Origin of the sequence: Telluribacter humicola (assembly GCF_017355935.1) — a bacterium.
GTDB lineage: Bacteria > Bacteroidota > Bacteroidia > Cytophagales > Spirosomataceae > Telluribacter > Telluribacter humicola.
In genome coordinates this window covers 1,637,380-1,649,524 of sequence record NZ_JAFIQT010000001.1, presented here as the reverse complement: position 1 = coordinate 1,649,524, position 12,145 = coordinate 1,637,380, and the positions used below count along the sequence as shown (strand labels likewise).

The following is a 12,145-nucleotide window of genomic DNA, read 5'->3' as shown; positions in this document are numbered from 1 at the left end:
TTCCTGCATATGCCTAGTATTGGTGCCTGCCTTCTGACGTACCAATATATTAAACTATTATACTTAGGCTTTTCTCCCACACACAAAAAAGCCCGTGCAAGCACGGGCCAATAGAAAAAACCTAATCGCCTACCCCCTACTTCGCTGAGAAAGTAAACTTCGTCATGGTGTGGTACTGCTCGCCGGGGCGGAGTACTACCGAGGGGAACCCGGGCTGGTTAGGTGAGTCGGGGAAGTGCTGGGTTTCGAGGCAGAAACCGGTGCGCTTGTTATAGGTCTTGCCTTTGCCTTTGTGGGCACCAGTCAGGAAGTTACCGGTGTAGAATTGTACCCCCGGCTCGGTCGTAGACACCTCCATCACGCGGCCGCTCTGAGGCTCCGTTACCGTAGCGAACTTCACCATTCCGCTTTCATTGCCCCGGTTGATGACCCAGCAGTGATCGTAGCCACCGCCATTCTTCACCTGCTCGTCGCTCAGGTCATCGATGCGGGCTCCGATAGGCGTAGGCTTGGTAAAGTCAAAAGGGGTACCTGCCACCGGGATCAGTTTGCCGGTAGGGATCAGGGTAGCATCTACGGGTACCAGGCTGTCGGCATCCAGTTGTACTACGTGGTCCAGGATGGTCTGGTCTTTACCGCTCAGGTTGAAGTACGAGTGGTTGGTCAGGTTGACGACCGTTGGCTTGTCCGTAGTCGCTTTGTAATCGATCAGCAGGCTATTGTCATCGGCCAGGGTATAGGTCACGGTCACATCCAGGTTGCCGGGGTAGCCTTCTTCCATATCCTTGCTCACGTACTTCATGCGCAGGCCTACTCCCTCCTCCGATTTGAACTCTTCGGTTTGCCAGATTACTTTATCAAAGCCTTTCTTACCACCGTGCAGGTGATTTGGACCATTGTTGGTTACGAGGGTATAGGTCTGTCCCTCCAGTTCGAATTTGCCCTTGGCGATGCGGTTGCCGTAGCGACCTACGAGCGCACCGAAGAAGGGGTTTCCATTGACGTAAGAAGATAAGGAGTCAAAGCCCAGTGCTACATCCTCGAAGTTACCGTTCTTATCGGGAACCATGATGTTGGTAATAATGCCCCCGTAGTTGGTGATCTTCACGGTCATTCCGTTGGCATTGGTGAGGGTGTAAAGTTCGGCCTTCTGCCCGTCCGGCAGTTGCCCGTAATCGGCTTTGGTTACAGTTAATTGCATAGATTCATCTGGTTTTTGGGACTGACATCCGGCCAGGCTGAGCCCAACCAGCATGGATGCCAGAAAAAAGTAGTGCTTCATAAGTTAGTATACGGAAAAAGGTTGGTTTACGGGTAAAAGCAGGTAGTACTTAAATTCTATGCACTTCGCCCGTTCCGTCCATAATTCGGACGCGGTAGCAGGGCAAATCACGACTAAAAGCCTGCTGGTAGGCCTCCTTCATCTGCTGTTCGAATGCCTCAATGGCGGTATTCTTAATAAGATTGATGGTACATCCGCCAAAGCCTCCCCCCATCATACGGGCACCGAGTACCTCGGGATTGGAGCGGGTCTGATCCACCAGGAAGTCAAGCTCCTCACAGCTTACTTCGTACTCGTGCTGCAGGCCATCGTGGGTCTCGTACATCTTGGCCCCGAAGCTGGCCAGATCACCCTGCAATAGCAATTCACAGGCTTCCTGTACCCGTACTATTTCTTCTGTGACATACTTACAGCGGCGGTAAATTACATCGCCTAGCTCCTCCCGGTGCTGCTCCACCATAGCGGGGGTAGCATCGCGCAGGCTCTGTACGTCGGGATGGTACTTCTGAAAAATAGCCACTCCGGCTTCGCATTCTTTACGGCGGGTATTGTATTCTGAGCTGGCCAGGGAATGTTTTACGTTGGTATCACAGAGTACGAGCAGGTACTCATTCATCGGAAAGGGAAAGTACTCATAGTCCAGCGACCGGCAGTCGAGGCGAATCACCGACTCTTCTTTGCCGAATACCGAAGCAAACTGGTCCATAATACCTGACTGCACTCCTACGTACTGGTTCTCGGACTTCTGGGCCAGCTTTACGATCTCCATCCGGTCCAGTCCCAGCCCGAATAGTTCGTTCAGGGCAAACATCAGGCAGCATTCCAGAGCGGCCGAAGAGGACATACCGGCGCCCAGCGGGATATCTCCCCCAAAGGCTGTCTGAAACCCTCCGATGCTGTAGCCATTTTTATGAAGCTGATCTACGACGGCTAACTGGTAGTACGCCCAGGTCTGCTCGGGCTTGGAGAGGTCGTCCAGGGTAAACTCGTAGGTTTCGTCCAGGTCCACCGCGTGCAGGATTACCCGGTTGTCCTTGCGGGGCGTAATAGCAAAGAAAACGGCCTTATCCAGACTGGCCGGTAGTACAAAGCCCTGGTTGTAGTCGGTGTGCTCACCAATAAGGTTGATACGTCCGGGTGAGCGAAACAGCCGGGGCGTTTCACCAAACAACTCTATGAATTTATTGCTGACGCGGTCAGCGTTACTGCAAACTGTATTTTCCATAAAAGAATAAAATAAGATGCCTCAGGTATCCTGGTACTATATTCACGAATCAGGTACTACGGCTTTATTGCACAACGTATCTTTAGTACCCTCTTCTCAGGTCTACTTCATTATCGAGCAGGTGGTCTCTCTGCAGCTTTTGAAAATTGTGGAGGAACAGCTCTACTTTTCCGTCATCTTCCTTCACCTGACCTCCACCGGTATGCTGGGTGAGTACTACGTTGGGCAGCGACCATAGTTCACTTTCAACGGGTAGAGGCTCAATCTCGGTCACGTCCAGCACGGCTCCGCTCAGGTGGCCCGACTGTAGTACCTCAATGAGGGCCCGCTCGTCGGTAGTACTGCCCCGCCCTACATTGGCGTAGACGCTCCCCTGGCGCATGGTAGTCAGTACTTCTCTATCCACAAAGTGATGTACCGTACCAGGCAGCGTATTGACCACCAGATCCGTATCACTCAGCTCACTCAGAAACTCCTCACGGCTGTGCAGATCGGCCGAAGGGGAAGTACGGGCCAGGGTAAGTACCCGGCAGCGGAAGCCTTCCAGTATATCACGCACGGCGGTACCAATGGTACCACTGCCCAGTACAATGACTTTCTGCCGGTACAGGGTACCCAGATACGGACGAAGGCCGCTGCCTATCCATTCCTTGCGCTGCCGTAGCAGCGTCAGTACGTCCACTCCGCGGTACAGAGCCAGGATACCCCCTACGATGGTTTCGGCGCAGGGCCGCGCAAACCAGTCACCCATGTTGGCGACCCGGGCATTCAGCTCCAGCCCCTGGTACTTGTCAAAGCCGGCGGAGTCGAGCTGCCAGAACTGCAGGTTAGCAGGCGGCGACTGAAACCATTCCAGCGGAGGGTTTCCCAGCATCATGTCAGCCCGGTTGAATACTTCTACCAGTTCGTTGTCGGAATCCTTTTCAGAACGAAAATACAGATGATGCTCGGTCGGGAGAGCCGATCGTAGCTGCTTTCGCAGCGATTCATCTAGTAGTGTATGGACGTATATGTACATGTTTTTAAGAGTAAAGAGCAAAAATGGTCCGTTTTTACCTACAATAAAAGCTCATATTCGCTCTGATGAATAGGTTACTAAGATTTAACGGACTTAGCGACATATAGTTACTGCTAAAATCAAAGCCCTACTAATACAGGCAAAAGGAGTAGTAAACAACTCCAAAATAGAAAAAGCCCGGTGAAGGGTCACCGGGCTTTGTACTACTGTATGACTTAGCAGCGTATTATTTGCTGGCTCTGGTCTTCGCTTTTGACTTGGCAGGCTTTGCTGTCTCAGTCTTTGCTTCCTGCTGCTTGCTCAGATCTTTGATCCGGATGTTACGGAAACGAACCACGTCGCCATGTCCCAGGAAACCGATATGTCCGGATGTTCTTTTCAGGCCGGGATGGTCTTTGTGGTCCAGGGTACCATTCTTGCTGGCTTCGGCGATATCACCGTCCAGGATGGTCGTACCATTCAGGATTACCTGAATCTTGGAGCCCTGCATACGTACTTCCTGGTAGTTCCACTCGCCCGTTGGCTTCAGGTACCCACGCTTGGCGGGTATCACACCATATACTGAACCATGGAACTGGTACTCGTGCAGGTTTTTGTAGATGGGTGCTTCGTTGTCCAGGATCTGAAGCTCCATACCAGTATAGGCAGCGTCTCCATCCATAGGAGCACGTACGCCCAGACCGTTGTTGGCTCCGGGTGTTAGTTGGAATTCAAAACGGTATACGAAGTCGCTGTACTCGTCCTTGGTGAAGAGGTTGCCCCGTCCACCCTTGTCAGGATAGACGACTATATTACCATCCTCAATAACATAGTCTTTGGTATTACCAGTCCACTCGTGCATGTTGGTACCGTCGAAGAGTACTTTAAAGCCTTCCTTCTGCTCTTCCTGACTCAGCTTGAAAGGCTCCGTACGGGGCAGTTCGCGGACATAGATATCACGATAGGCTACCTCCGTACCGTGTGCCTGCAGCTCGATCTGCTCTTCGGGGAAGATAGGCAGCTTGCGGTCCCAGTAGTTTTCAAGAGGTACGTTGTCCACGACCAGTTCACCGTTCAGATGTACCGTTACGCGGTCACCAATCATTTTGATATAGAAGGTATTCCACTCGCCTACGGCATTGTCGGCTACTTTGAGGGGCTTGCTCTCGTGCTTCTGGTTGTTGTACAAGCCACCTGAGCCTACCTGGGCACCTACTTTTACGCGGGCCGTATCCCAGATCTGCACCTGTGGGGTACCCCGCAGATAAATACCGGCGTCACCGTCTTTCTGAATCTTCCAATCTACGTACATTTCGATATCCCCGTACTTCTTCACCGAAGCCAGGTTATCGCCGTGCCCGGTGAATACGAGTTCTCCATCCCGTACGATCCAGTCGTTCTTGGCCTTAGCGTCGGCCTTGGCTTGCTTGGCAGCCAGGGTATCGGGATGCATGGCGGCGCGCTTGATGGGGTTCTCCACCAGACCTTTCCAGCCGGTCAGGTCTTTGCCGTTGAACATGGCTACGTAGCCTTTACCCTTAGGCATTTCGGCCAGGTGCTTACGGATCGACTCCTTCTGATACTCACTATCCTGACCTTTCAGTACCGCGATGGTCTTGTTCAGCAGGTTACGTACTACATCTCCCTGGTACTCCTTGTTAGCTAAGGCAATGTTCATAACGGCCTGTGCCGCGGCCTGCTGCAGTTGAGGATCGTCCAGGTAGTCACCGGCTACCAGCATGGCGTTGAAAGTACGGTTGCGTTGCAGCTCTTTCAGGACTATCTCCTTCTGAGCCGAAGTTTTGGCTACTTCCAGCGCCTTACGCAGCTTCAGTACCTTCTGTACCGGATTTTCCTTCGCTTTACTTACAGCCTTTACATACCCCTGTACCGCCTGATCCAGGTGCTCGGCGTTGGTGGTGTTCTTGCTGATGGTGTACAGCTCATTGGCTGCGCTGGCATCGGTCCAGTTAGTGAGAGCAGTCAGTGAAGCCAGTTTGGAAGCGGCATCACCACCGTTATAGGCTGATACTACCGTTTGCAGGGCTTTGTCTCCCCCCACGCTGGCCAGTACCTGATAGTAACGATTCTTTTTATCGGCAGCCGTGCTGTTCATCTGCTTCAGGATCAGATCCGCCTGCTGGGCCTGGGTACCGGCTCCTTTTACCGCCGCGATTACCGCGTTCTGGAACTCCTGAACCTCGCTGAGTTGGCCGGAAGCGTCCATCAGCGTGAACAGGGTCGGCAGGTCCTTCTGAGTAGCCATGTGCTTCAGAGCAGCCAGTGCTGACTTTTTCACACCGGCATCCGAGCTATTGAGCTGCTTGAGTACGACGTCCATTTTGGTATCCGCGGCACGAGCTGCCAGCACATCAATGAGGGCCGCCTGCGCACCAGCTGGCATGGAAGGCAGCGTTGCCGCTACCTTGTCCACAACGGTATTACCCTTCATGGTGAGGAGAGCGTTCTTAACGGCCTGTACCTCCTCAGCGCTGCCTTTCTTCAGCACCGTCATCAGGTCATTGATAGCAGCGTCCTGCCCTACGCGGCCGGCAGCTTTGATAGCGGCCAGCTTTACACCATTATCCTTGCTATTGATTGCTTTCGTAATGGCAGGCAGAGCGTCCTTCGCACCGGCCATGCCCATCATGTTGATGATCTCGGCCTGTACGTTTGGTTTGGCTTTCTTCAGGGCTTTCAGCCAAAGAGCGGTACTGGCGACTCCGGTGTGCGCCTGAGCGTACTTCAGAGCGGCTGCCCGGTAAGCTGCGTTGTCGCTGCCCATGGCACTGATCAGGGTAGGCACGCTGGCCTCGCCCTGCATATCCACTAATAATTTGAGGGCAGCGGTACGGGTATGTACCTGATTGGCTCCGGCTGATTTCTTGAGAAGGTCAGCCGCAGCTTTCTCCGCAACAGGACGGTTACCCCCCTCAGCCAGACGGCTCAGGTAGTACAGGTAAGCGGCGGTAGCGTTGGCTTCATTGTAGATGAAGGTAGCTTTGTCAGCCGCCTGCGCCAGTATCTTTTCGGATGAAGGGGCACCGATGCTAGCCAATGAGTACAGGGCTACTTTACGAAGATTATTATCCTGAGCATCTACCAGCTTTTCGATAGCCGGGGCCGCTTGAGTAAAACGGCTGTCGCCCAGGGCCTCCACCAGGGAAAGCTGCGTTGTTCCTGAAGTACCATTCAGGGCGCTTAGCAGCGCCTGTCCGGCTTCCGGTGTACCGATTTTTACCAGCGCTCTGGCGGCAGGACCGCTCAACTTCTCGTCTTTCAGATACGACTGCAATACAGGTACCGACTCATTTTTACCCACGGTCTGCAGTTGGTAGATCAGGAATACCTTGTTCTGGGAATCAGTCAGTTTGCCAAGTGCTTCGCCATAGGCTTCAGCAGCCATCTTCCTGAGGGCCTCTTTGCCGGGCTGGGTGACATAGTAGGTAAAGCCTCCCAGTGCGTATTCCAACGCAGTGTTATCGCCTTTTTCGGCAGGCACCAGCATACTGGCCATCTGTACCAGACCGGGCTTACCCAGGGCTGCCAGCTCCTCCATGTTCTTGGTAAGCTGGGCGGCGTTCTTAGCCGGCATCATAGCCAGCGCATCGGCCACGCGGGTGGTAACCGTTCGTTTATCTTCACGCTGTGCCATCACGCCCGTATGGAGCATACAGAGGGCAGCAATCGTATATACTATTTTCTTCATGATTCTAAGTAATGCAGGGATTAGGAAAAGGATTAGATGGTCCAGGCAGCGCGCATTGGCTGATCGATGAGGCGATTGGCCCCTTCGTCATCAATAAACACCTGCTTAACGGGATCAAATTTCAGCGAACGTCCCAGACGCAGAGCGATCAGTCCCATGTTGACGAGGGTACACGAGCGGTGTCCGTTCTCTTCGTTCAGGGCAAATTTCTTACGCTCTTTTACGGCTTCTACAAAGTCGGTCACCTGAGGCTCAGGATCGGGGAAGGCCGCCAGTTTCTTTTCCAGATCAGGTATATCCGAGCGGAAGTTAGGATATAGCTTACCCTTAGGTCCTTCGATATAAGGTACATTGGCATCCTTCGCTTCGCCATCCAGTACGATCTTACAGCCATCGGCGTAGGTGTACTCGATACGGCGCCAAGTACCTACGGCATCGGTATGCTGCTGAGGGGAGTCTATCTCTACGCTAACGGGGCTGGTGTGATCTTTACCGAGGAAGTACTGGATCGGGTCGAGGTAGTGCTGACCCATATCACCCAGACCACCTCCGTCGTAATCCCAGTAGCCCCGGAAGGTACCGTGTACGCGGTGCGGGTGGTACGGCTTGTAAGGCGCGGGACCGAGCCACATCTCGTAGTCGAGGTCGGCGGGTACGGGCTGCGGATCAAGGTTGGTCTGTCCTACCCAGAAGAACTTCCAGTCAAAGCCGGTGTGACGGCTTACGGTCACTTTGAGGGGCCATCCCAGCAGTCCGCTATCAACCAGTTTCTTGATAGGTTTTACGGTAGTATTCATACCGTAGAAGTTGGCGTCGAAGCGGAACCAGGTGTTCAGTCGGAATATACGGCCGTGCTGCTGTACCGCTTCCACGAGGCGCTTTCCTTCGCCAATGGTGCGGGTCATGGGCTTTTCGCACCACACATCTTTACCGGCCCGGGCGGCATCGGCCGCGATGATTCCGTGCCAGTGAGGAGGAGTCGCTACGTGTACAATATCCACCTCGGGTAGCTGGATCAGCTCCCGATAGTCGCTGAATGTTTTGACGTCTTTGCCCACCATACCGGCAGCCTGCTTAAGGTGGCCACGGTCTACATCACATAGGGCTACAACCCGGGTACCAGCGTAGGGAATGTGACCTCTACCCATAGAGCCCACACCTACAATCGCTTTGGTAAGCTGGTCGCTCGGGGCCAGGTAGCCTTTACCTAATACATGCCGGGGAACAATGGAAAACGCGGCTACTGTAGCCAGTGAGCCTTTGAGGAAGTCACGTCTCCCAATGGACGTTTTCTTTTCTTCTTTCATACTATAAGGGATAGGAATGTTAATTAGAATGTAAAGTAAGTAGATGAACTACTTTTAATTATAAAAAAATTTAAAAAATAAAGGCTCTCCGTCTAACAGAGAGCCTCCGAATTGTATACATGTCTCTTACTGTCTGTTACACAACGTATATTCCTACTTACAGATTCCCTTTCCTTAATTCTTCCACGGCATGGTTGGCGGCACGCGCCGTAATAGCCATGTAGGTCAGGGATGGATTCTGGGTAGAATTGGTAGTCATACAGGCTCCATCCGTTACGAATACGTTTTTGCAGGTATGGATCTGGTTCCACTTATTCAAAAGCGATGTCTTCGGATCTTTACCCATACGTACCCCACCCATTTCGTGAATATCCAGTCCGGGCGCTTTGTCGGGCTTCTCGTGGGTCTGAATGTTCTTGAATCCGGCAACGGTCAGCATCTCGGTCATCTGCTCGTGGAAGTCGCGGATCATCTTTTCGTCGTTGTCGTCGTAGGCTACCGAGGTACGTAGCAGAGGCACTCCCCACGCATCCTTTTGCTGTGAATCCAACGCTACGAAGTTGCTTTCCTTGGGTATGGTTTCGCCCATCATCCAGGAGTTGACGCGCCAGTTGCCAAACTTCCGGTTCATCAGGCTGGCTTTCAGCTCTTCCCCAAAACCCTCCTGATCGCTGTATGTCATGCGGCTACTTCCAAAACCGGCTGCATAGCCACGCAGAAAGTCGGTCTCCTGCTTGAACACGTTGCGGAAGCGGGGTATGTAGCTACTATTCGGACGAATGCCTTCGGTTTTCGAGTCCAGCAGCCCTTCGTATTCGGCGCTGATGGTCGTCCTGAAGTTATGGAAAGAGATGTACTTCCCCAGCAGGCCATTGTCGTTACCCAATCCGTTAGGGAAGCGGCTGGAGGTAGAGTTCAGCAGGATCAGATTGGAGTTCAAGGCCGACGCATTCACGAAAATGATCTTAGCATAGTACTCGGTCATCTCTTTGGTATGGGCATCAATGACCCGTACGCCCGCGGCATTCCCCTTCTGCTCGTCATAAATGATAGAGTGTACCACCGAATCGGGACGCATGGTGAGCTTACCAGTCTTGGCCGCCCAGGGCAGTGTAGACGAGTTACTGCTGAAGTACCCTCCGTACGGGCAGCCCCGGCGGCACAGGTTACGGTTCATACACTGGCCTCTCCCCTGCTCAATATGGATGGGCTGGGGCTTGGTCAGGTGCGCGCAGCGGCCGATGATGACCGGGCGGGCACCTTTGTAATGCTTCGCCATCTCCTTCGTGAAGTGCTTCTCCACGCACGACTGCTCATGCGGCGGCAGAAACTCCCCATCGGGTAGCTGGGGCAAACCGTCTTTATTTCCTGATATACCCGCAAACTTCTCTACGTAGCTGTACCAGGGGGCGATATCCTTGTAGCCAATGGGCCACTCCACCGCATAGCTATCACGTACAGGTCCGTCGAAGTCGTACTGCGACCAGCGCTGGGTGCCCCGCGCCCACATCAGCGATTTACCACCCGTCTGGTAGCCCCGAATCCAGTCAAATGGCTTGTCCTGGATATAAGGGTGCTCGTTGTCTTTGACGAAAAAATGCTCTGAATCTTCCGCCCACGCACCGGCACGGCTCAGGATGGGATTGGCATCTTTGAGCGTTTTGGGAAGCTGACCGAGGTGGTCAAACTCCCACGGCTGCTTCATGGTAGTAGGGTAGTCGGTGACGTGCTTTACCTCACGCCCCCGCTCAAGTACCAGCGTACGCAGCCCTTTCCCCGTCAGTTCTTTGGCCGACCATCCCCCACTGATCCCGGAGCCGATTACGATGGCATCGAAAGTACGTTCGTTTATAGAATCTATATTGAAATAAGACATGTCTTGAAATTCTGACCGGGTCGCCGGTGCGATGTTGAATATTGAATTCTGAATGATCTATTTAGTTAATGAGTTGTGATTGTTGTTTTATTCTCTCATTCACTAAATCACTCATTGGTCACTGGTCACTGGTCATTGCACTACAGGTACGCAGCCGTGGTAGTAGCCGGGGGCCATGTTGTACTTGAGTACTTGGGTCATGTAGTACTCCGAGTTGGTATAGCCCCGGATCGTCAAATTTTTGATCATACTGACAAAACCCTTTGTTGTAGCATCGGCTGAGTTACTCATGGAGGTCAATACTGCTACCTTTTCCTTGGGAGTAAGGGCTGCAAAGCCTTTCTGGTACGTCTGGTTGGAAAGCTTATCGGTGGAAACAAGACCTTCTTTCAGGCTGGCTTGTGCCGGCTCGCCCAGGCAGTCCCTGATCATGCGGGCGGCGAACTGGTGTACTCCTAATTCTTTGGCACCGGGCGATACCACACCGGCGGCGTTGGTAGTCCGGGGAATGATGGCTTCTACCAGCTCGGCCAGCAGGGCCTCTTCACCGGTAGAAAGCGCAGTAGCCGGACCTACCGATTCGGGAGTCCAGTTGGAAGCCCAGGCAGGCAGACTCACTAGTCCTCCCAGTGCCAGCCCCAGGCTTTTTATAGCGGATCGTCTTTTCATGTAGCACTAGTAGTTTAAGCATCCGGTACCTGACCCGATGGATCTTATCATTAGTATTAGGTCAGGAATGATCAGCTAAATACATCACGAAGTACCTTAAGGCTCTTGGGCACTGCCGTTTCGGGATCTTCTTTACCCTCCATTTCCAGGGACACGTAGCCTTTGAAGTTGGCCTTACGCAGGATGTTCGCTATCTTTTTGTAATCCAGGTTCAGATCGTAGAAGTGACCTCCGCCGTAGTAGGTCTTGGCCTGTACGATAGTAGCATAGGGAGCCAGGCGCTCAAACTGTGAGTAAGGGTCACCTACGAAGTTGCCCGTATCGACATTCATCCCCATAGCGGGCGATGAAGCGAGTGGCTTATATATTTCGAGCAGGTAGTCGATGTTGGAGGATAGTCCCCAGTGGTTTTCGATGGCCAGCACCACACCGGCTTTTTCGGCCGTTACCAGACATTCGCCCAAAGAATCTATGCACCATTGGATGGCGTCTTTATCGGTATAGCCTTCAATAGGCGGCTCCTGACCGGTCTTGTAGTAGTTGGCATCGCGCTTGACGGTACGCCAGCTTCCGGTGTTCATACGGATAGCGGGTATGCCCATCTGGGTAGCCAGATCGATGCAGCGCTTAGTATGCTCAATGTCTTTTTTGCGGTCCTCGGCTTTGGGTTGTACAAAGCTCTGGTGAATCGAAAGCATCGGCAGGGCCAGTCCGTTGTCAAACGCCAGACGCTTGAGCTTATTCATGTACGGAATGGTTTCGTTCTTCATCTGGCGGTGCAGGATCTCTACCCCTTCAAAGCCCAGACGAGCCGCGTTTTCGATCACTTTTTCGATGGGGTACTTCTGCTCCTGAAAGTGCCAGTATGAGTAGGTGGATACCGCCAATGGGATCCTTTTGGCAGGTGGTGGCGCCACGGCAGGGGCAGCAGTGGCCTCAGCCTGGGTTGACTGACCGGCTAGTACGGCGGCTCCGGCCAGGGCAGTCGCCTTAAGCCAGCTTCTTCTGGATGAATGGGCTTCATCCGTAGTACGTATACTATCTTGCATGATTAATAAGGAGTTAGGAATAGTATAAAAA

The 12,145-nt window shown here is 53.0% G+C and carries 8 protein-coding genes; all 8 read right to left on the bottom strand.

Annotated features, from left to right (window positions below):
* Positions 1-136: 136 nt before the first annotated feature.
* Complete coding sequence (locus tag JUB14_RS07095) at positions 137-1,282, bottom strand: aldose epimerase family protein (protein ID WP_207505168.1); 1,146 nt, start codon at positions 1,280-1,282, stop codon at positions 137-139.
* Positions 1,283-1,331: 49 nt separating this feature from the next.
* Positions 1,332-2,507, bottom strand: coding sequence for a galactokinase (gene galK, locus JUB14_RS07090; RefSeq protein WP_207505167.1), 1,176 nt, complete (start codon positions 2,505-2,507; stop codon positions 1,332-1,334).
* Positions 2,508-2,589: 82 nt separating this feature from the next.
* On the bottom strand, positions 2,590-3,525 hold the full coding sequence (locus tag JUB14_RS07085; protein ID WP_207505166.1) for a D-2-hydroxyacid dehydrogenase: 936 nt from the start codon (positions 3,523-3,525) through the stop codon (positions 2,590-2,592).
* Positions 3,526-3,751: 226 nt separating this feature from the next.
* Complete coding sequence (locus JUB14_RS07080; RefSeq protein WP_207505165.1) at positions 3,752-7,213, bottom strand: 3-keto-alpha-glucoside-1,2-lyase-like domain-containing protein; 3,462 nt, start codon at positions 7,211-7,213, stop codon at positions 3,752-3,754.
* A 32-nt stretch (positions 7,214-7,245) separates the two neighbouring features.
* On the bottom strand, positions 7,246-8,520 hold the full coding sequence (locus JUB14_RS07075) for a Gfo/Idh/MocA family oxidoreductase (protein WP_207505164.1): 1,275 nt from the start codon (positions 8,518-8,520) through the stop codon (positions 7,246-7,248).
* Between the two features lie 157 nt (positions 8,521-8,677).
* The gene (locus tag JUB14_RS07070) at positions 8,678-10,396 is read right to left on the bottom strand and encodes a GMC oxidoreductase (protein ID WP_207505163.1); all 1,719 of its coding nucleotides are present in this window, start codon (positions 10,394-10,396) and stop codon (positions 8,678-8,680) included.
* A 132-nt stretch (positions 10,397-10,528) separates the two neighbouring features.
* Positions 10,529-11,065, bottom strand: coding sequence for a gluconate 2-dehydrogenase subunit 3 family protein (locus JUB14_RS07065; RefSeq protein ID WP_207505162.1), 537 nt, complete (start codon positions 11,063-11,065; stop codon positions 10,529-10,531).
* Positions 11,066-11,136: 71 nt separating this feature from the next.
* Positions 11,137-12,114, bottom strand: coding sequence for a sugar phosphate isomerase/epimerase family protein (locus JUB14_RS07060; RefSeq protein WP_207505161.1), 978 nt, complete (start codon positions 12,112-12,114; stop codon positions 11,137-11,139).
* Between the last annotated feature and the right edge of the window lie 31 nt (positions 12,115-12,145).